Source organism: Erwinia psychrophila, from assembly GCF_039023475.1.
GTDB lineage: Bacteria > Pseudomonadota > Gammaproteobacteria > Enterobacterales > Enterobacteriaceae > Erwinia.
Genome location: NZ_JBCHVB010000007.1, coordinates 117560 through 139080, shown reverse-complemented (window position 1 = coordinate 139080; position 21521 = coordinate 117560). Strand labels below are relative to the sequence as shown.

The 21521-nt window shown below is 57.0% G+C and carries 16 protein-coding genes; 14 read left to right on the top strand and 2 right to left on the bottom strand.

The window, feature by feature from the left end; genetic code table 11:
- Window positions 1-90 precede the first annotated feature (90 nt).
- The 4 genes from syd (at window position 91) to AAH446_RS16445 (ending at window position 2805) form a co-directional block, all read left to right on the top strand.
- Window positions 91-642 carry a SecY-interacting protein gene (gene syd / locus AAH446_RS16460; RefSeq protein ID WP_342907759.1) on the top strand — a complete coding sequence of 184 codons (552 nt, stop codon included), beginning with the start codon at window positions 91-93 and terminating at the stop codon, window positions 640-642.
- A gap of 585 nt (window positions 643-1227) precedes the next feature.
- Window positions 1228-1554, top strand: a complete 327-nt coding sequence (locus tag AAH446_RS16455; RefSeq protein WP_342907758.1) for a YqcC family protein — start codon at window positions 1228-1230, stop codon at window positions 1552-1554.
- Complete coding sequence (gene truC / locus AAH446_RS16450) at window positions 1554-2333, top strand: tRNA pseudouridine(65) synthase TruC (protein WP_342907757.1); 780 nt, start codon at window positions 1554-1556, stop codon at window positions 2331-2333. The genes AAH446_RS16455 and truC overlap by 1 nt, the downstream gene beginning before the upstream one ends.
- A 22-nt stretch (window positions 2334-2355) precedes the next feature.
- Window positions 2356-2805, top strand: coding sequence for a flavodoxin (locus AAH446_RS16445; RefSeq protein ID WP_342907756.1), 450 nt, complete (start codon window positions 2356-2358; stop codon window positions 2803-2805).
- Window positions 2806-2847: 42 nt separating this feature from the next.
- On the opposite strand, the gene garD is transcribed toward AAH446_RS16445, so the two are convergent.
- A complete protein-coding gene (gene garD / locus AAH446_RS16440) occupies window positions 2848-4407 on the bottom strand; it encodes a galactarate dehydratase (protein WP_342907755.1) in 1560 nt (519 codons plus the stop codon).
- Window positions 4408-4939: 532 nt separating this feature from the next.
- Between garD and AAH446_RS16435 the strand changes: the two genes are divergently transcribed.
- The 6 genes from AAH446_RS16435 to AAH446_RS16410 all read left to right on the top strand — a co-directional run bounded on the left by AAH446_RS16435 (window position 4940) and on the right by AAH446_RS16410 (window position 11922).
- Complete coding sequence (locus AAH446_RS16435; RefSeq protein ID WP_342907754.1) at window positions 4940-6298, top strand: MFS transporter; 1359 nt, start codon at window positions 4940-4942, stop codon at window positions 6296-6298.
- Window positions 6295-7632 (top strand): enolase C-terminal domain-like protein, encoded by a 1338-nt coding sequence (locus AAH446_RS16430; RefSeq protein ID WP_342907753.1) that lies wholly within the window; start codon window positions 6295-6297, stop codon window positions 7630-7632. Before AAH446_RS16435 ends, AAH446_RS16430 begins: the two co-directional genes overlap by 4 nt.
- 26 nt (window positions 7633-7658) lie before the next feature.
- The gene (gene gudD, locus AAH446_RS16425; RefSeq protein ID WP_342907828.1) at window positions 7659-8999 is read left to right on the top strand and encodes a glucarate dehydratase; all 1341 of its coding nucleotides are present in this window, start codon (window positions 7659-7661) and stop codon (window positions 8997-8999) included.
- A 21-nt stretch (window positions 9000-9020) separates the two neighbouring features.
- Window positions 9021-9791, top strand: coding sequence for a 2-dehydro-3-deoxyglucarate aldolase (gene garL / locus AAH446_RS16420; protein ID WP_342907752.1), 771 nt, complete (start codon window positions 9021-9023; stop codon window positions 9789-9791).
- 22 nt (window positions 9792-9813) lie between these two features.
- Window positions 9814-10698 (top strand): 2-hydroxy-3-oxopropionate reductase, encoded by an 885-nt coding sequence (gene garR / locus AAH446_RS16415; RefSeq protein WP_342907751.1) that lies wholly within the window; start codon window positions 9814-9816, stop codon window positions 10696-10698.
- Window positions 10699-10773: 75 nt separating this feature from the next.
- Window positions 10774-11922: a glycerate kinase gene (locus tag AAH446_RS16410; protein ID WP_342907750.1), complete on the top strand. Its 1149-nt coding sequence runs from the start codon at window positions 10774-10776 to the stop codon at window positions 11920-11922.
- A 65-nt stretch (window positions 11923-11987) separates the two neighbouring features.
- Here AAH446_RS16410 and barA read toward each other — a convergent pair whose 3' ends face one another.
- Window positions 11988-14720 (bottom strand): two-component sensor histidine kinase BarA, encoded by a 2733-nt coding sequence (gene barA, locus AAH446_RS16405; protein ID WP_342907749.1) that lies wholly within the window; start codon window positions 14718-14720, stop codon window positions 11988-11990.
- A gap of 112 nt (window positions 14721-14832) precedes the next feature.
- Here barA and rlmD point away from each other — a divergent pair, with 112 nt between their 5' ends.
- From rlmD to pyrG, 4 genes are all read left to right on the top strand, one after another.
- Entirely contained in the window at window positions 14833-16149 is a 1317-nt protein-coding gene (gene rlmD, locus AAH446_RS16400; RefSeq protein WP_342907748.1) for a 23S rRNA (uracil(1939)-C(5))-methyltransferase RlmD, read from the top strand.
- A gap of 33 nt (window positions 16150-16182) precedes the next feature.
- Complete coding sequence (gene relA, locus AAH446_RS16395; RefSeq protein ID WP_342907747.1) at window positions 16183-18411, top strand: GTP diphosphokinase; 2229 nt, start codon at window positions 16183-16185, stop codon at window positions 18409-18411.
- A gap of 251 nt (window positions 18412-18662) precedes the next feature.
- Complete coding sequence (gene mazG, locus AAH446_RS16390) at window positions 18663-19454, top strand: nucleoside triphosphate pyrophosphohydrolase (protein WP_342907746.1); 792 nt, start codon at window positions 18663-18665, stop codon at window positions 19452-19454.
- Between the two features lie 364 nt (window positions 19455-19818).
- A complete protein-coding gene (pyrG, locus tag AAH446_RS16385; RefSeq protein WP_342907745.1) occupies window positions 19819-21456 on the top strand; it encodes a glutamine hydrolyzing CTP synthase in 1638 nt (545 codons plus the stop codon).
- The last annotated feature ends 65 nt before the right edge of the window (window positions 21457-21521 follow it).

Here is a 21521-nt window from a genome sequence, read left to right as displayed (position 1 = left end):
AGCCCGATGAAAAGGGAAGACGGGGAAGCCCCCGACCCCGGCAGACATAATAGCCTTAGTGTAACTCAGGCAGTAGAGAGTGAAAAAACAATGATTGAAGAAACCACCCTGGCGCTAACCGAATTTACCCGCCGCTACTGCGATCTGTGGGAGCGCGAATGCGGCCATCCACCGGCAAGCAGTGAACTGACCGGCGTGCCTTCTCCCTGCACTCAGCAAACCGTGCAGGATGAGATTTACTGGCTGCCTCAGCCCTTTACGCTGGCGAAAAACCTGGATGCGGTGGAACGGGCGCTGGAGCTACGTATTCAGCCATCGGTGGTGGCCTGGTATACGGCGCAGTTTGCCGGGGACATGTCTGCCCGCATCGACGGAAAATCTATTACCCTTTTACAGACCTGGAGCGAAGAAGATTTTTTACGCGTGCAGGAAAACCTGATTGGTCACCTGATAATGAAACGGCGGCTTAAGCATTCACCCACGCTGTTTGTGGCGACCACGGCTTCTGAGCTGGAAATTGTCTCCGTCTGCAACCTGAGCGGCGAAGTGTTTATTGAGCAGTTAGGCACGACGCAACGGACATTGCTGGCGCCTACGCTTGAGCTTTTTATTGAAAACCTGACCCCGGTACGCGATTTGTAAGAGAATGACGAAGTGTTATTGTGAGAGATCTCTTACATATCATGTGCGAGATCGCTTTTAAGCTGATGAATATAACGCATGCTGCTTCGCTGATAATGAGCGAAATCAACCAGTTGTTAATTATCTCAACCGCAAATATTGATCGCAGCCCGCTCATCCAGCGCTAGCCATATTGTTAACTTTTGATATTCGGGCACACTGTGCCATATCGGAAAGGATTCCGTGACTTATGGAATGAGTCAGGACACATCGGGAAGATGCTTCACGGAAAGGCTTCAGGACGAAGCGAGGATATCTCAGGAGTGAGATAAGGGACACCTTCAGGATGAAGAATGTGAGCTGCCAGTATAGGTAGCGTGCGGGGACGCAAAGGACAATCACCAGTGAAGGTGAATAAGTAGGGAATACACCAAGGACCTAGTTATCAGGGACGAGCAGGGAGCACAACCGTAGCGGGATGGCTGCAAACGAACCGGGAGCACTGTTTTTACAGTGCTCCCTTTTTTTCGTGCATACTTCTTACTGACCCGCATGCGAATGTTATGCTTGCGGCCTTTTATCATACTGAATGACAGGAGACCGCTGATGGAACATGAACAGCAGGTTCAGATCCACCTCACGGCGATAGTAGAAGAGTTACATGAGGCAGGCCTCTGGCAAACATGCGCGCCCACTACGCAGGCCTTTGAAAGCCAGGAGCCCTTTTGCATGGATACCATGACCCCGGAGCAGTGGCTGCAGTGGGTGTTCCTGCCGCGTATGCAGGCGCTGCTTGATGCCGGATCGCCGCTGCCCGAAAAGCTGGCCATTGCGCCTTATTATGAGGTCGCGCTGGAAGGTGCCCTGCCGGGACGCGCAAGATTACTGCATGCGCTTAATCAGCTTGATCAGCTGTTTGGTCATGATAACTGATGCTGGAGATTATTTATCAGGATGAATGGCTGGTCGCGGTGAACAAGCCAGCTGGCTGGCTGGTGCACCGCAGCTGGCTTGATCGCCATGAGAAAGTGTTTGTTATGCAAACGGTACGCGATCAGATCGGTCAGCATGTTTTTACCGTGCACCGTCTTGACCGGCCCACCTCGGGCGTCCTGTTGATGGGGCTCTCCAGCGAGGTGGGCCGCCTCCTTTCACAGCAGTTCGAACAGCATCAGCTGCAGAAGCGCTACCATGCCGTTGTGCGTGGCTGGCTTGAAGGAGAAGCAACGCTGGATTATCCGCTGACCGAAGAACTCGATAAAATTGCCGATAAGTTCAGCAATCCGGAAAAAGCGCCACAGCCCGCTGTCACGCACTGGCGCGCTATGGCGACCGCCGAGCTGCCTGTTCCGGTAAGCCGTTATGACACTTCGCGCTATACGCTTGTCGAACTGCTGCCTGAAACGGGGCGCAAGCATCAGCTGCGTCGCCATATGACGCATCTGCGCCATCCGATCATCGGGGACAGCGCGCATGGCGATCTGAAGCAAAACCGCAGCGCAGCGGCCAATTTCGGCATGCGGCGTCTGATGCTTCATGCCAGCGAACTCAGTCTGACGCACCCCGTCACCGGCGAACCCCTGCTGTTACGGGCTGGCCTGGATAACGTCTGGCAGGAGATGATGATGCAGTTCGGCTGGCAGGATTGTCTCCCTGAGGTTCCCAGGGTTGAGTTTCCTGCGGCAAGCCTTCAGGATAGTTCCCTGACGTAAGCCCAGGCTAATGGAGAAAAATATGGCTCAGGTAGGCATTTTTGTAGGGACGATGTACGGCAACTCGCTGCTGGTTGCTGAAGAAGCGGAGCCTTTACTGACTGATGAAGGTCACCAGGTAAAAATTTTTGAAGATCCTGGCCTCGACGACTGGCAGCGTTATGCTGATCACGTCGTGCTGATCGTGACCTCCACGACCGGGCAGGGGGAATTACCGGACAGCATCGCACCGCTCTATCGCGAGATGAAAGCGAAGCTGGGCCATCAGCCAGCCTTGCGCTACGGCCTTATTGCGCTGGGGGACAGCAGCTATGATGATTTCTGCGGCGGCGGCAAGAAATTTGACGCGCTGTTACAGGAGCATGGCGCCACGCGCGTGGGGGATGTGCTGATGATTGATGCTTCAGAGCATCCTGAACCAGAAGAGATTGCCTCACCCTGGGTAGAGACGTGGGCCAGGCAACTAGGCTGACCCGCTGAATGTGCCCCTGTCCAGACGACAGGGGCGTTGCCGTCAGGTTACCGGCGCCGGGTTAAATACGGCCAGCGAATTACGAATGCCCCAGCGATCGGACCAGGTTTCTTTGCGTCCGCTCGCAATATCCAGAATCAGCTCAAACAGCCGCCAGCCGACCTGCTCAATACTCTCTTCTCCCGTTGCAATGGTACCCGCGTTAATATCCATTAAATCGTGCCAGCGATCCGCCAGCGCGTTACGCGTTGCCATTTTGATAACCGGAATGGCCGCCAGCCCGTAGGGCGTTCCCCGCCCCGTGGTGAAAACCTGAAGCGTGATGCCTGAGGCCATCTGCTGGGTGCCGCAGACGAAATCGCTGGCCGGCGTGGCGGCGTAGATCAGACCCCGCCGGGTAGGGCGCTGTCCTGGAGAGAGCACTTCCGCGATAGCGCTGCGTCCCGATTTGGCAATGGAGCCCAGCGCTTTTTCCACTACGTTGGCCAGTCCGCCTTTTTTGTTGCCCGGAGAAGGGTTGGCGCTGCGATCGGTTTTCCCCATATTGAGATAGTCATCGTACCAGGCCATCTCCTCCAGCAGACGTTTACCCACTTCTTCATCCGCCACTCTTGGCGTTAACAGATGCACCGCGTCGCGGACTTCAGTCACTTCAGAAAACATCACCGTCGCGCCGCAGCGCACCAGCAGATCGGAGGCGAAGCCAACGGCCGGATTGGCGGTCACGCCGGAAAACGCATCGCTACCGCCACACTGCATGCCTACCACCAGCTCCGAGGCCGGAACCGTCTCGCGCTGGCGCTGATTAAGCCGCTGAAGGTGGCGCTCGGCGACCTGCAAGATATCGTCAACCATCGATTCAAAACCAACGTGCTTTTCATCCTGCAACCTGACCACATCTTCCTCACCCAGCGAGATCGCCTGAACGTCCGGCGTGCCCTCCAGCAGCCGCTCGGGCTGGAGTTTTTCGCAGCCGAGACCGACAACCATCACCTCTCCGCCAAAGTTAGGGTTCAGGGCCAGATTATGGATGGTGCGGATCGGTATCACCGCCGCCGGGGCGTTAATCGCCACGCCGCAGCCGTACAGATGGTTTAGCGCCACTACGCCGTCCACGTTGGGATAGTTAGGCAGCAGCTGACGCTCAATAATATTGACCACATAATCGACCACGCCCGCGACGCAGTGGACGCTGGTGGTGATTGCCAGCAGATTGCGGGTGCCCACGCTGCCGTCAGCGTTGCGATACCCCTCAAAGGTATAGCCTTCCAGCGGCGGTAAGGCAGGTGGAACGGCATTGGCCAGCGGCAGGCTGGCGAGCGCCGGCGCTTCGGGTAGGACCACCAGGGATTCATCGATCCAGCTGCCGCGAGGAATATCCCGCAGGGCGTAGCCGATTACCTCGCCGTAACGAACAATATTTCCGCCCTGAGCTATTTCGCTCAGCGCAACTTTATGTCCCTGGGGAATATGTTCTTTTAAGATTAATCCGCATGGAAATTCAGTGCCCGCTTTCAGGCCATTATTATTTACCACAATGGCAACGTTATCGTTTTCGTGCACTTTTATATAAAGAGGCCGATCGTTTAAGGGAATGTTCATTGCTCAACACGTCCTGAATCAAATAGTAGTAAAGGAGAGTTCTCTCTTCCGAACGAAGGTGCATCCTTTTTTAATCATTTCTGACGCCAGTCGCTATTCTGCTGGGAACCAGTATAGAAGCGGGCCAGGGGAAACACATTATGCATATGTCCGACATCATGGCGCAGATCACGCCAGCTTTTCAGGCATAAGAACAGATATCAGTGAGAGGGCTCACAAAGATAAGGTCATTTGCAGCGGAGTGTGACTGAGGCCTCATAACGCCAACGAAGCGTGAGCCAGCCCGCAGGAGATTGTGCAAGCGCCACAGAAAAAGCGAATATTAAATCATTATGTAGGGCATTTACCCGATGTGTTCCGGTTGCACGGTTCCTATACTTTTTAGCGAACAGGACGATGAGCTATTTAAATTGGCGTACGACTATTCTGCTAAATAATCGCTATGTTAAACCTAACATCATTCTGATACCCAACGCGATGTGTATGCCGTCCAGAGTGAGTTTGCCTGACCGCTATATTTCAGGAGTGCACCATGAATTCAGTCAGTAGCACAGCAGGCACCGTGCAAAAAAGAACTAATGCCCGCTATTGGATAGTAGTGATGCTGTTTATCGTTACCTCCTTTAACTATGGTGACCGCGCGACTATCGCTATCGCCGGTTCCGCAATGTCCAAAGACATCGGCCTCGATCCTGTCGGGCTTGGCTATATCTTCTCCGCCTTCTCATGGGCGTACGTGATTGGTCAGATCCCTGGCGGCTGGCTGCTGGACCGCTTCGGCTCCAAACGCGTCTACTTCTGGAGTATTTTCCTCTGGTCGCTGTTTACGCTGCTGCAGGGATTTGTCGATCTGTTTAGCGGCTTCACCATCATTGCTGCGCTGTTCCTGCTGCGATTTATGGTGGGGCTTGCCGAAGCGCCTTCCTTCCCCGGTAACAGCCGCATCGTTGCCGCCTGGTTCCCCGCTCAGGAGCGCGGCACCGCTGTTGCCATCTTCAACTCCGCGCAGTACTTCGCCACGGTTATCTTTGCACCAATCATGGGCTGGCTGACTTCCGAAGTGGGCTGGGCACACGTGTTCTGGTTCATGGGCGGGCTGGGCATCATCATCAGCTTTATCTGGCTGAAGGTGATTCACGATCCGAACGATCATCCGGGCGTGAACAAAGCCGAGCTGGAGTATATGGAGCAGGGCGGGGCGTTGATCAATATGGATCAGCGTAAAACCGACGAGCGCAAAGTTCCCTGGAGCGTCAAGCTTAACCAGATTAAACAGCTGGTCAGCTCGCGGATGATGATGGGGATCTATCTGGGGCAATACTGCATTAACGCCCTGACCTATTTCTTTATCACCTGGTTCCCGGTTTATCTGGTGCAGGACCGTGGGATGTCCATCCTTAAAGCGGGGATCATCGCTTCTGTTCCGGCGATTTGCGGGTTCATCGGCGGCGTGCTGGGCGGCGTTATCTCCGACTGGCTGATGCGCAAAACCGGTTCCCTGAATATCGCCCGTAAAACGCCGATTGTGCTGGGCATGATGCTGTCGATTTCGATGGTGGTCTGTAACTACGTTGAAACCGAGTGGCTGGTCGTGTTCTTTATGGCGCTGGCATTCTTCGGCAAGGGCGTGGGTGCGCTGGGCTGGGCGGTGATGGCCGATACGGCACCGAAAGAGATCAGCGGCCTGAGCGGCGGTCTGTTCAATATGTTCGGTAACGCTTCCGGCATCATCACGCCAATCGCTATCGGCTACATCATCGCCACCACGGGATCTTACAACGGCGCGCTGATTTACGTCGGTATCCATGCCTTTGTCGCCGTGCTGAGCTATCTGGTGCTGGTGCGTGACATCAAGCGTATCGAATTAAAACCTTATCAGGGTGCGTTATGAATACGCAAAGCAGCCCGGTCGTCACCGATATGAAGGTTATTCCGGTGGCAGGGCATGACAGCATGCTGCTGAATATCGGCGGCGCCCACGGTGCCTACTTCACCCGCAACATCGTGGTGCTGACCGACAGCGCCGGACATACCGGCGTTGGTGAAGCGCCGGGCGGAGAGACGATTTACCAGACGCTGGTGGAGGCTATTCCCCAGGTGAAAGGGAAAGAGGTGGCAAGAATGAACCGCCTGGTGCAGGAAGTGCACCTGGGCAATCAGTCCGCCGACTTCGACACCTTTGGTAAAGGCGCCTGGACTTTCGAGCTGCGCGTCAATGCGGTTGCCGCGCTGGAAGCGGCGCTGCTTGACCTGCTGGGTCAGTGCCTGAACGTGCCGGTTGCGGAACTGTTGGGGCCGGGCAAGCAGCGTGATGAAGTAACGGTGCTGGGCTATCTGTTTTATATCGGCGACCGTGAGCAAACTGATTTGCCTTATCTGCCCGGCGGGAAGGGAGGCCATGACTGGTATCACCTGCGCCACCAGAAAGCGATGGACAGCGACGCCGTGGTCAGGCTGGCCGAGGCCGCGCAGGATAAGTACGGCTTTAAAGATTTCAAGCTGAAGGGCGGCGTGCTGCCGGGCGAGCAGGAAATTGACGCGGTTAAAGCCATGAAAAAGCGGTTTCCGGAGGCGCGCATTACCGTTGATCCTAACGGCGCCTGGTATCTGGATGAGGCGATCGCGCTCTGTAAGGAGATGCAGGGCACGCTGACCTATGCTGAAGATCCCTGCGGCGCGGAACAGGGGTACTCGGGCCGTGAGGTGATGGCGGAGTTCCGACGCGCTACCGGGCTGCCGGTCGCCACCAATATGATCGCCACCAACTGGCGCGAGCTGAATCACGCCGTGATGCTCAATGCCGTGGATATCCCGCTGGCCGATCCGCACTTCTGGACGCTGAGCGGTGCGGTGCGGGTTGCTCAACTGTGCGACGAGTGGGGCCTTACCTGGGGCTGCCACTCCAACAACCATTTTGATATTTCGCTGGCGATGTTTACCCACGTCGGCGCGGCGGCACCCGGCAAGCCAACCGCTATCGACACGCACTGGATCTGGCAGGAGGGCGATCAGCGTCTGACCAAAGCGCCGCTGCAAATCCGCCAGGGGAAAATCGCCGTCCCGGACGCTCCCGGGCTGGGTGTGGAGCTGGACTGGGCGCAGGTTGAAAAAGCGCATCAGCTCTATAAAACCCTGCCAGGCGGCTCGCGCAATGACGCCACGGCGATGCAGTACCTTATCCCCGGCTGGACATTCGATCGCAAACGTCCCGCCTTCGGGCGCTGAATTCTACAAGCTATAAGGACAATATGATGAGTCAAGTTCACTCAACCCCGCGGGTAACGGAGATGCAGGTCATTCCGGTGGCCGGGCATGACAGTATGCTGCTTAATCTCAGCGGTGCCCATGCGCCTTATTTCACCCGTAATATCGTTATCATCAAGGATAACTCCGGCCATACCGGCGTCGGTGAAATTCCCGGCGGCGAGAAAATCCGTAAGACGCTGGAAGATGCCGCCGCGCTGATTGTCGGCCAGGGCCTGGGTGAGTATAAAAACCTGCTCAGCAAGGTACGCCAGACGTTTGCCGATCGCGATGCCGCTGGGCGGGGCAACCAGACTTTCGACTTGCGTACCACAATACATGTGGTGACCGGCATTGAAGCCGCCCTGCTGGATTTACTCGGACAGCATCTGGGGGTGAACGTCGCCTCCCTCCTCGGCGACGGGCAGCAGCGTGACCGGGTCGAAATGCTCGGTTATCTCTTCTACATCGGCGATCGCCGCAAAACCTCGCTGGATTACCAGAGCCAGCCCGACGAGCAGTGCGACTGGTATCGCCTGCGGCATGAAGAGGCGCTGACCCCGGAGAGCGTGGTCAGGCTGGCCGAAGCGGCCTATGAGAAATATGGCTTCAATGATTTCAAACTGAAGGGCGGCGTGCTGGCGGGCAGTGAAGAGGCGGAAGCCGTGACGGCGCTGGCGAAGCGCTTCCCGGAAGCCCGTATCACCCTCGATCCTAACGGTGCCTGGTCACTGAATGAGGCGATTGCGCTTGGCAAGCAGCTGAAAGATGTACTGGCCTATGCGGAAGATCCTTGCGGTGCGGAACAGGGCTATTCAGGGCGTGAAGTGATGGCGGAATTCCGTCGGGCAACCGGCCTGCCGACCGCCACCAATATGATCGCCACCGACTGGCGGCAGATGGGGCATACCTTATCGCTGCAATCCGTCGATATTCCGCTGGCGGACCCTCACTTCTGGACCATGCAGGGCTCCGTTCGCGTGGCGCAAATGTGTCATGAATTTGGCCTCACCTGGGGCTCTCACTCCAATAACCATTTTGATATTTCACTGGCAATGTTTACCCATGTCGCGGCGGCTGCGCCGGGCAACGTCACCGCCATTGATACCCACTGGATCTGGCAGGAAGGGAATCAGCGCCTGACCAAAGCACCGCTGCAGATCAAAGGCGGCATGGTGGAGGTGCCAGCGCAGCCAGGACTGGGCGTTGAGCTGGATATGGATCAGGTGATGAAAGCTCACGAGCTTTACCAGAAACATGGACTGGGCGCGCGGGATGATGCGCAGGCTATGCAGTTCCTGGTGCCGGACTGGACCTTCGATAACAAACGCCCCTGCCTGGTGCGCTAATACTACTTTCTGGAGAAACTGATGAGCTATGTAAGTAACCCAAACAGCTTCCGCCAGCGCCTGCTGGCCGGCGAAACGCTGATCGGTAGCTGGTGCGCGCTGGCCAACCCTGTTACTACCGAAATACTAGGCCTGGCTGGTTTTGACTGGCTGGTGCTTGATGGCGAGCACGCGCCTAACGACATTACAACTTTTGTGCCTCAGCTGATGGCCCTGAAAGGCAGCGTCAGCGCGCCGGTGGTGCGTCCGCCGTGCAATGAGCCGGTGATCATTAAGCGCCTGCTGGATATTGGCTTCTCAAACTTTTTGATCCCTTTTGTGGAGACCGAAGAAGAAGCGGTGCGGGCCGTGGCCTCCACGCGCTATCCCCCGCTGGGGATCCGGGGCGTTTCCGTCTCTCACCGCAGCAACATGTACGGCACGGTGCCGGAGTACAACACCACCGTCAACGATAACATCACGCTGCTGGTGCAGATCGAGACTCAGCAGGCGGTGGACAATATTGACGCCATCGCGGCCGTCGAGGGTGTGGATGGGATCTTTGTCGGGCCGGGCGATCTCTCCGCAGCACTCGGTTATCTGGGCCAGCCCGCCCACCCGGAAGTCCTTAAGGTCATTAAATATATTTTCGATCGTGCGAAGGCCGCCGGGAAGCCGAGCGGGATTCTGGCACCGGTGGAAGCCGATGCGCGCCGCTACCTTGAATGGGGCGCCGGATTTGTCGCCGTAGGCAGTGATGTTGGCGTGTTCCGTGGCGCCACCCAGGCACTTTGCGATCGCTTTAAAAAATAACCCGTCGTTCAGGAGAAACAGCATGAAAATTGGATTTATTGGTCTTGGCATCATGGGCAAACCCATGAGCAAAAATCTGCTGAAAGCTGGCTATTCGCTGGTGGTTCGTGACTCTCATCAGGAGAACGAAGCGGAACTGATTGGCCTGGGCGCGACTTCCGCCCCGAGCGCTAAAGCGGTCGCTGAGCAGAGCGATGTGATTATCACCATGCTCCCCAACTCGCCGCATGTGAAGGAAGCGCTGCTGGGTGAGGAGAGCGTAATCCAGGGCGCGAAGTCCGGCACCATCGTGATCGATATGAGCTCCATTGCGCCGCTGGCCAGCCGCGAAATTCACGAGGCGCTGGCGAAAAAAGGCATCGCGCTGCTGGACGCCCCGGTCAGCGGCGGCGAGCCGAAGGCGATAGAGGGAACGCTGTCAGTGATGGTGGGCGGCGATAAAGAGCTGTTCGACAAATGCTACGACATCATGAAAGCGATGGCGGGGTCGGTGGTGCATACGGGCGATATCGGCGCCGGTAACGTCACCAAGCTGGCAAATCAGGTGATCGTGGCGCTGAACATTGCGGCCATGTCGGAAGCGTTAACGCTGGCGACGAAAGCCGGGGTGAATCCGGATCTGGTATATCAGGCGATTCGCGGCGGCCTGGCGGGCAGCACCGTGCTGGATGCGAAAGCGCCTATGGTGATGGATCGCAACTTCAAGCCTGGATTCCGCATCGACCTTCATATCAAAGACTTAGCTAACGCGCTGGAAACCTCGCACGACGTGGGCAGCCAGCTGCCGCTGACCGCTGCCGTGATGGAGATGATGCAGGCGTTACGCGCTGATGGGCTTGGCACCGCCGATCACAGCGCGCTGGCTTGCTATTATGAAAAGTTAGCGAAAGTGGAAATCACTAAATAGTTCCCAATCCGGCTCGTTGCAGAGCCGGGATCCGCACCGCCGGCTCCGGCCGGTTCAACAGCGCCCGGATAACGAATGAAAATAGTAATCGCACCGGATTCATACAAAGAGAGCCTGTCTGCTCAGCAGGTAGCGACGCAGATCGAGTTGGGTTTTCGTGAAATCTTTCCCGATGCCCATTACGTTAAGCTGCCGGTAGCAGACGGTGGCGAAGGAACGGTCGAGGCGATGGTGGCCGCCACGGACGGGCATATTGTCCGGCTGGACGTCACCGGGCCGCTGGGGGAGAGCGTGCCGGCTTTTTATGGTCTCTCCGGTGACGGGAGCTGTGCCTATATTGAGATGGCGGCCGCCAGCGGCCTGGAGCTGGTGCCCGCCGCGAAGCGTGATCCGCTGATCACCACCTCCTGGGGAACCGGCGAGCTGATCCGTAACGCGCTGGATAAGGGCGTGGAGCATTTTATTATCGGCATCGGCGGCAGTGCGACCAATGATGGCGGCGCCGGCATGGTGCAGGCGCTCGGCGCGAAGCTGCTGGATAAACGGGGAGAGCAAATCGGTTTTGGCGGCGGTGAGCTCTCCAGCATCGACAGCATTGATATGCGTGAATTCGATGCGCGCATCCAGCACTGCCGGTTTGAAGTGGCCTGCGATGTGACCAACCCGCTGCTGGGTAAAGAGGGCGCATCGGCCGTCTTCGGGCCCCAGAAAGGCGCCACCCCTGAACTGGTGACGCAGCTGGATAACGCGCTGGCGCACTATGCCGGGATTATTCTGCGCGATCTGGGTATTGATGTACTCTCTGTGCCCGGCGGCGGCGCGGCAGGCGGTATGGGCGTGGCGCTGCATGCGTTCTGTCAGGCGGAGCTGCGGCGCGGCATTGAGATCGTGACCGAAGCGCTGGGGCTGGACGAACTGGTAAAAGAGGCGACGCTGGTGATCACCGGCGAAGGGCGCATCGACAGCCAGACCATTCACGGCAAGGTCCCGATTGGCGTGGCGAAAGTCGCGAAGCGTTATAACAAGCCGGTGATTGGCATTGCCGGCAGCCTGACCGAGGATGTTAGCGTTGTGCATCAGCACGGGCTGGATGCGGTCTTCAGCGTACTTTACAGCATCTGTACGCTTGAGGAGGCGCTGGATAACGCGGCGGAAAATGTGCGGATGACGGCACGCAATATCGCCGCTTCGCTGGCCATCGGACAACAGATGCCGCGCGACTGAAATCAGGCTCCCGCCGTATCAGGCTGGAGCCTTTTTTCTTATCAGCTTGCGGGATGAGGCGCTGTCTACCGCGACTGCGTCAGCTTCTCTTTCGCCAGCCTCGCCACGTTTTCCATCTCATCAAGCAGCTCAAACAGTTCCGGCTCGACGTCAGCAATGCTGCTGTGGGCGCGGAGGCTTTTATCAAGCTGCTGGCAGAGCTGCTTCAGCCGGGGTACGCCGCTATAGCTGGCGCTACCGTGGAGCTTGTGAATAATATCACGCAGTTCCGGCAGATTGTCTTCGGCCATAAATCTCTCCACCAGCCGGGTGACCTCCGGCAGAAAGTCCACCAGCATTTGTAGCAGATCGCGGGCCAGGTCGGGCTTATTGGCCGCCTGACGGAGCGCAAGCTGCCAGTCAAGCGAAGGGGAGAGCCCGGGAGTTTTTGTCACCGCCCGGCTGATGCCCGGCGTATAACACGCCAGCAGCTGGCCCAGCTTTACTTCGTCAATCGGCTTGGCAAGATAGTCGTTCATGCCGGCTTTGATCAGCTGCTCCCGCTCGCCGTCCAGCGCATGAGCGGTGACGGCAATGATCGGCGTGGAGGCGTGTTGCGGATATTCGCGGATAATTTCACTGGCGCGAATACCATCGATTTCCGGCATCTGAATATCCATCAGGATGATATCCAGCTGATGATTTTTTGCCTGCTGGATGGCCGCCTCGCCGCTGTCACAGAGGATGATGGTTTCCACCTGCTCTTCCAGCAGCGCGCCGATCAGCTTCAGGTTGGCCGGATTATCATCCACCGCCATCACCCTGAGCGGCAGCCGCTGACGGCGCGGAAGATATTCGCCTTCGCGGGTGTGATGATCGATCAGGATCGGCAGCAGTCGGGTAAGCGAAACCGGTTTAATCAGGCAGGCGCTTACGCCGCGCGCCTTAAGCTCTTCCGCATAAACCTGCATCTGGCAGGGCAGCGCCATAATCACATTATCGGCGCGCTGGAGAGCCGGCAACAGCTGCTCATTCGGGATCTCTTTTTCCTGCTGCCGCGTAACGGGCAGGCCCATCAGCAGCGCATCGTAATACGCCTCGGGGAGGCCGTCGAGCGTGCTGCTGTAGCTCACCGTCATCTGCGTGGCGCCCAGCATATCCAGCGTCGCTCTGGCCGCGCTTTCATTAGCTTCCACGTAGGCCAGCCGTTTGCCCAGCAGACAGTCCGTGGCCCGCGGATCGCTGGCCGCATTCGGATTCAGCGCCAGATTGACGTGGAACCAGAACGTCGAGCCATGGTTCACACGGCTGTGGAACGAGATTTCCCCGCCCATCTCATTGACCAGCTTCTGGGTAATGACCAGACCGAGACCGGTACCGCCGTGACGGCGCGAGATGCTGGCGTCGGCCTGACGAAAGGCCTGAAACAGCTGAGACTGCTGCTTTTCTGAGATGCCGATACCGGTATCGTGGATCTGCACTTCCAGATCGACCCGGTTATTGCTCTGCGACCGTTTCTCAACGCGGATATCAATATTGCCGCGCTCGGTGAATTTAATAGCGTTGCCCAGCAGGTTAACCACAATCTGCTGAATGCGCAGCGGATCGCCGATGGCGTTATCCGGGACGTCATGCTGAATGCTCAGCGTCAGCTCCAGCCCTTTTTCATGGGCTGACTGAGCCAGCAGCACCACCACTTCATCAAGCGTGGCCCGCAGCGGGAACGGAATGGTTTCCAGCACCAGCTTGCCCGCTTCCAGCTTGGAGAAATCCAGCACGTCATTGATGATGCTTAACAGGTTATTCGCCGATCGCTCAATGGTATGCAGGTAATCGCGCTGGGTGATATTCAGCGAGGTTTTCAGCGTTTGCCGGGTAAAACCGATGACGCCGTTTAGCGGCGTGCGCAGCTCGTGCGACATATTAGCCAGGAATTCAGACTTAATGCGTGCTGCTTCCTGGGCACGCTTTTTCGCCAGATCCAGCTCGACGTTCTGGATCTCCATCTGTTCCAGCGTTTCCCGCAGGTCGGAGGTTGCCTGGTCAATGTTCTGCTGCATCTCTTCATGATAAGCGGTCAGCGACATCGCCATCGAGTTGATGCCGTTCTTCAGCATATCAAGCTCGCCGAGCATATGCCCGGAGACGCGGCTGTCCAGCTGGCCCCGGCGGATACGGTCAACGGTGCTGACCATGTCGCGGATTGGGCCGGTCACGTCGCGCATCAGGCGATAAGCGAACAGCATGGCTATACAGAGGCAGAACAGCAGCAGCAGGGTGGAGATAAACACCTCTTTATACTGTTGCAGTCTGACCGACTGAAGATCCAGTTCAATCGCAATATAGCCCAGGGTGTTGCCGCTGGGCTCAGCATTGTTCGGCGGCGTTTGATCCGCGTAATAGCTTTCCGACACGATCGGCGTACGCAGGATCACTGAATTACCTTTTCGTTCAGAGGTAAAACTGTCAGGCAGCTTTGCGCCGTCCGGCAGGCGAAGGCTTGCCGAATTAATATGGTAATTGGAGGTTACAAAGAGCTGATTCTGCGTATCAAATACGGTAATCGCCCGCACGATGTCAGAGTGGCGCCGGTGCAGCAGACTGACTAACTGACGAACCGATTCGCGGTTGTTAAAGGTCATGCCGTATTCGCTGGCAACGGCCAGCGGCTCGATAATATTGACGCCGGCATCCACCAGCTGGCGCTGTAGCTCGTTGAAGCGATGCACCACAAAAAAGGTGCTCAGCAGCAGTCCAATCATCAGCGTCGGCGCCAGAATCAAAATCATCATGCGGGCCCGCAGGCTATATTTGGTCATATTCTTCCTGAAACGGGTAGGCAACCGGCGGCGCGTAACGCGGGTCGAATTAATCCAGCTGCTGGTGTAGGCTACGCACGTTTTTTCGCTAACTACTTTCGGAAACTGAATAATGGCGCAATTCTACTCTGCAAAACGGCGCGTGACGACCCGTCAGAAGGTGATGGTGACGATAAATGACCTCGACGGGCTGGGGCAGGGCGTCGCCCGGCATAACGGCAAAGCCCTTTTTGTCAGCGGCGCACTGCCCGGCGAGCAGGCAGAGGTAGAGATTACCGAAGAGAAACGCGGTTACGCCCGCGGCAAGGCGAAACGCATCCTCACCGCCAGCCCTGAGCGCGTGCAGCCCCGGTGCGTACATTTTTATCAGTGCGGCGGCTGCCAGCAGCAGCACGTCTCGCCGGCATTACAGCAGCAGAGCAAAGCGAAGGCGCTGGCGCGACTGCTGACGCAGGAAACCGGACAGCCGGTCAGTATTGAGACGATTATTGCGGGAGAGCCTTATGGCTACCGGCGCCGTGCCCGACTGGGCCTGAACTATCATCTGCGTAGCCAGACGCTGCAAATGGGCTTTCGCCAGGCGGGCAGTAACGATCTGGTCACCCTGACCGAATGCCCCATTCTGGTGCCCGAACTGAATGCGCTTATCCAGCCGCTGCACCAGATGCTGAGCCGCCTGCAGGCGGTCCGGCGACTCGGCCACGTTGAGCTGGTGCAGGCGGATAACGGCCCGCAGCTGGTTTTACGCCATCTCGACGCCTTAAGCGCCAGCGATCGGCAAGAACTGGAACGCTTTTCGCATAAGCACCAGGTCGCCTTGTATCTGGCCCCGGACAGTGACACCCTGGTGCAGGTGAGCGGCGAGGCGCCTTACTACCAGATTGAGGGCCTGAAGCTTGCCTTCAGCCCGCGTGATTTTATTCAGGTAAACGCGGCGCTGAATCAGCAAATGGTGAGCACAGCGCTAAGCTGGCTCGATCTCCAGCCGTCCGATCGGGTGCTCGATCTGTTTTGCGGTATGGGGAACTTCACGCTGCCGGCAGGAAAATGCGTTAAAAGCGTCACAGGTGTGGAGGGCGTTACAGCATTAGCGGAAAAGGGTGCGTATAATGCTGCGCAGAATAATCTTAATAATGTGGCCTTTTTTCAGGCCAATCTGGAAGAGGATGTCACCCTTCAGCCATGGGCCGCAGAAGGGTTTAATAAGGTATTACTGGATCCGGCACGGGCGGGGGCGGCGGGCGTTATGGCGCATATCAGTAAACTTGCGCCTGAACGCGTGGTCTATGTTTCCTGTAATCCCACTACACTTGCCCGGGATGCGCAGAAACTTTTGTCATCCGGCTACCGGTTGGAAAGGTCCGCGCTGCTTGATATGTTTCCTCATACCGGGCATGTGGAGTCCATGGTGCTGTTTAGCCAAATATAGTTCCCCGTTGCGGGAGCCAGGCCAGGAGAGGTTATGGTTGCGGTAAGAAGTGCACATATGAATACGGCTGGCGAGTTTGCGCTCGACCAATGGATCAGCAGTTTGGGGATCTCAAACCCGCAGTCATGTGAACGACTGGCCGACACCTGGCGCTATTGTGAAGCGGCGACGCAGCACCATCCTGACGCCGCACTGCTGCTTTGGCGCGGCGTGGAGATGGTCGAAATCCTCTCCATGCTCAGCATGGACAGCGAAAGCCTGCGCGCGGCGCTGATTTTCCCCCTCGCCGACGCAGGCGTTACCTCGGAAGCGGTGCTGGAAGAGAAGTTCGGCAGTGCTATCGTCTCGCTGGTTCACGGCGTGCGCGATATGGACGCCATCCGGCAGCTGAAAGCCACCCATAATGATTCCATGGCCTCCGAGCAGGTCGATAACGTCAGGCGTATGCTGTTGGCGATGGTGGAAGATTTCCGCTGCGTGGTCATCAAGCTGGCTGAACGGATTGCCCACCTGCGTGAAGTGAAAGATGCGCCGGAAGATGAGCGCGTGCTGGCGGCAAAGGAATGTACCAATATCTACGCGCCGCTGGCGAACCGGCTCGGTATCGGCCAGCTTAAGTGGGAGCTGGAAGACTTCTGCTTTCGCTATCTGCATCCCGATGAATACAAGCGCATCGCCAAACTGCTGCATGAGCGGCGCATCGATCGCGAAGAGTACATTGATACCTTCGTTCAGTCGTTGCGTACCGAAATGGCGAAAGAGGGCGTGAAGGCGGAAGTTTATGGCCGGCCCAAACATATCTACAGCATCTGGCGCAAAATGCAGAAAAAAGCGCTGTCGTTTGATGAGCTTTTTGACGTGCGGGCGGTGCGCATTGTGGCCGAGCGGCTCCAGGACTGTTACGGCGCGCTCGGCACCGTTCATACGCTCTACCGCCATCTGCCCAGCGAATTTGATGACTACGTGGCGAATCCGAAGCCGAACGGCTATCAGTCGATTCACACCGTGGTGCTCGGCCCGGCCGGGAAAACCGTTGAGATCCAGATCCGTACCCGCCAGATGCATGAAGATGCGGAACTGGGCGTGGCCGCGCACTGGAAATACAAAGAGGGCAATACCAGCGGCAGCGCCCGCGGCGCGTCGGGTCACGAAGAGCGCATCGCCTGGCTGCGTAAGCTGATCGCCTGGCAGGAAGAGATGGCCGACTCTGGCGAAATGCTGGATGAGGTGCGCAGCCAGGTCTTTGACGATCGCGTCTACGTGTTTACGCCGAAAGGCGACGTGGTTGACCTGCCCGCCGGCTCAACGCCGCTCGACTTCGCTTACCATATTCACAGCGATATCGGTCACCGCTGCATTGGCGCCAAGGTTGGCGGCCGCATTGTGCCCTTTACCTATCAGCTCCAGATGGGCGATCAGATCGATATCATTACCCAGAAGCAGCCTAACCCCAGCCGCGACTGGCTGAACCCCAATCTCGGCTACATCACGACCAGCCGCGGACGCTCAAAAATCCACGCCTGGTTCCGCAAGCAGGACCGCGACAAAAATATCGCGGCCGGCCGGCAGATCCTCGACAGCGAGCTGGACCAGCTGGATATCAGCCTCAAAGAGGCGGAAAAGCTGCTGCTGCCGCGCTATAACGTCAACTCGCTCGACGAACTGCTGGCGGCGATTGGCGGTGGGGATATCCGTCTTAATCAGATGATCAACTTCCTGCAGTCGAAGCTGAATAAACCCAGCGCGGAAGAGGAAGATCGTGAGGCCCTGCGCCAGCTGACCCAGAAATCCGCCGCACCGCGCAGTAAAGAGAGTGGTCGCGTGGTGGTGGAGGGCGTGGGCAACCTGATGCACCATATTGCCCGCTGCTGCCAGCCGATCCCCGGCGATAACATTGTTGGCTTTATCACTCAGGGACGGGGGATCTCCATTCACCGGGCCGACTGCGATCAGCTCAGCGAACTGATTTCCCATGCGCCGGAGCGCATCGTCGATGCCGTCTGGGGGGAAAGCTACTCCAGTGGCTATTCGCTGGTGGTGCGCGTGACGGCCAACGATCGCAGTGGGCTGCTGCGGGATATCACCACCATCCTCGCCAATGAAAAGGTGAATGTGCTGGGCGTTTCCAGCCGCAGCGAGACCAAAAAGCAGCTGGCCACGATTGATATGGATATTGAAATCTATAATCATCAGGTGCTGGGCCGCGTGCTGGCGCGATTGAATCAGGTGCCCGATATCATTGATGCTAAAAGATTGCATTGATCTGTGGAGTGGCTACTTTGCTTGTCACTTTGCGTTCGGGCAGTGCTCACCCCTGGTCACATACTCAAGTATGCGCCCAGGAGATTGCGCGCTGGCCGGCCACAAATTGAGTGCGCCAGTAACGCCACGACGTTGCCTGCTGATGACCCAATCCTTATGCCGAAACTCACCTCTACTCCGGCAATGAATGACTTATTTCCTTGCCGTATATTTACCTCTTCGCACTTATGACTCAGAAAATGGAAAACGCTATGAACGCACTTGATCGCCTGCTGGGCATTATGACCACCCTGCGCGATCCACAGCGGGGCTGTCCGTGGGATCGCGAGCAGACCTTCGCCTCCATTGCGCCCTACACCCTTGAGGAAACCTATGAAGTACTGGATGCCATAAGCCGTGAGGATTTTGACGATCTGCGCGGTGAGCTTGGCGATCTGCTCTTTCAGGTGGTGTTTTATGCGCAGATGGCGAATGAGGAAGGACGCTTTAATTTTGACGATATCTGCCACACCATCAGCGACAAACTTGAGCGCCGCCATCCCCATATTTTTGGCGATGCGACGGTCAGCGACAGCGCTGAAGTGCTGGTGAACTGGGAGCAGATTAAGCGCAGCGAACGGGCGGAAAAAGATCAGCATTCCGCGCTGGATGATATTCCGCGGGCGCTTCCCGCGCTGATGCGCGCCCATAAAATCCAGAAGCGATGCAGTAATGTCGGTTTTGACTGGACCACTCTCGGCCCGGTACTGGACAAAGTGCACGAGGAAATCGACGAGGTGATGCACGAAGCGCAGCAGGCGGTTATCGATCCGCACAAGCTGGAGGAAGAGATCGGCGATCTGCTGTTTGCGACGGTTAACCTTTCACGTCATCTTGGCAGCAAGGCCGAAACTGCGTTACAAAAAGCCAATGATAAGTTTGAGCGCCGTTTCCGCGAAGTTGAGCGGATTATCGCCGCGCAGGGACTGGAGATGAAGCAGGCGACGCTCGAACAGATGGAAGAGGCCTGGCAGCAGGTTAAATCGGAAGAGAAGGGCAGCTGACCGGCGCTATGCGCAGGCGGCGGGCTATCCGTGGCGCACCGGGCGGATTATCGACATAAAAAGATCTGATAATCCGCCGCTTTTTACCGACCGGTAGCGAACAGGTTCAGTGCCGTAAACTGCGCCTGGGGAGCTTAACCAGCGCGCATAATGCACAGAACAAGAATAAAAAGCTGACTCGATTCAACAAAAATGTGACATGCATCAACCTCATAGCCGTCAGATTCCGGTAGGCTCTGGCCGGTCAGTGCGATGGAAGGCGCAGAACCAGAAACGATTAATTGTGGCACGGAGGGGATTCCCGTATACTGTTTTCCCGTCCTGGTTATTCCATCGTCTTTAAACCTACTTTCTCAGGTTCAGCATGACAACGAACTATATTTTTGTGACCGGCGGGGTCGTATCCTCTCTGGGTAAAGGCATTGCCGCAGCCTCCCTGGCCGCCATTCTTGAAGCACGTGGTCTGAATGTGACCATCATGAAGCTGGACCCGTATATCAACGTGGATCCGGGCACCATGAGCCCCACTCAGCACGGCGAAGTGTTCGTCACCGATGACGGCGCGGAAACCGATCTGGATTTGGGCCACTACGAGCGCTTCATCCGTACCAAAATGAGCCGCCGTAACAACTTCACCACTGGCCGCATCTATTCAGACGTCCTGCGCAAAGAGCGTCGCGGCGACTACCTGGGTGCCACCATTCAGGTTATTCCACACATCACTAACGCGATCAAAGAGCGCATCATCGCTGGCGGCGAAGGCCACGACGTGGTGCTGGTTGAGATCGGCGGTACCGTCGGCGACATCGAATCCCTGCCGTTTTTGGAAGCGATCCGCCAGATGGCCGTAGACGTTGGCCGCGAGCACACCATGTATATGCACCTGACGCTGGTGCCTTATATGGCGGCGGCCGGTGAGGTCAAAACCAAGCCGACCCAGCACTCGGTGAAAGAGCTGCTCTCTATCGGTATTCAGCCGGATGTGCTGATCTGCCGTTCTGACCGCGCCGTACCGGCCAACGAACGGGCGAAAATCGCGCTGTTCTGTAACGTGCCGGAAAAAGCGGTCATTTCGCTGAAAGACGTTGATTCCATTTATAAGATTCCTGGTATGTTAAAATCCCAGGGACTCGACGATTATATCTGTAAGCGCTTTAGCCTGAACGCGCCGGAAGCTAACCTGTCCGAATGGGAACAGGTGATCTACGAAGAAGCCAATCCGGGCGGCGAAGTGACTATCGGCATGGTCGGCAAATACGTTGAACTGCCGGATGCCTATAAGTCGGTGATTGAAGCGCTGAAGCATGGCGGACTGAAAAACCGCGTGACCGTCAACATCAAGCTGATCGACTCGCAGGATGTGGAAAGCCGCGGTGTCGAAATGCTGAAAGATTTGGATGCTATCCTGATCCCGGGCGGCTTTGGCTACCGGGGTGTGGAAGGCAAACTGCTGACAGCCCGCTACGCGCGTGAGCACAATATCCCTTATCTGGGCATCTGTTTAGGTATGCAGGTGGCGCTGATGGAGTTCGCCCGTAACGTGGCCGGAATGCCGGGCGCAAACTCGACTGAATTTGTGCCAGACTGTAAGTATCCGGTGGTGGCGCTGATCACCGAATGGCGTGATGAAGAAGGCAATGTTGAAGTGCGTACTGAGCAGAGCGATTTGGGCGGCACCATGCGTCTGGGCAGCCAGCAGTGCCAGCTGACCAAAGACAGCCTGGTCCATCAGATGTACGGCTCCGACACCATCGTTGAGCGCCACCGTCACCGTTACGAAGTCAACAATATGCTGCTGAAGCAGATTGAAGCGGCTGGTTTGCGTGTGGCAGGCCGCTCAGGGGATGACCAGCTGGTAGAGATTATTGAAATCCCTGACCACCCATGGTTTGTTGCGTGTCAGTTCCACCCGGAATTCACCTCAACGCCCCGAGACGGTCACCCGCTGTTTGCCGGCTTTGTAAAAGCCGCCAGCGAGTACCAGAAGCGTTTGGCAAACTAAGTATTTTCATAACGGCGCCTGACTTTATTCTTCAGATTTCACGTTGCGCAAGGCGGCAACTGAAA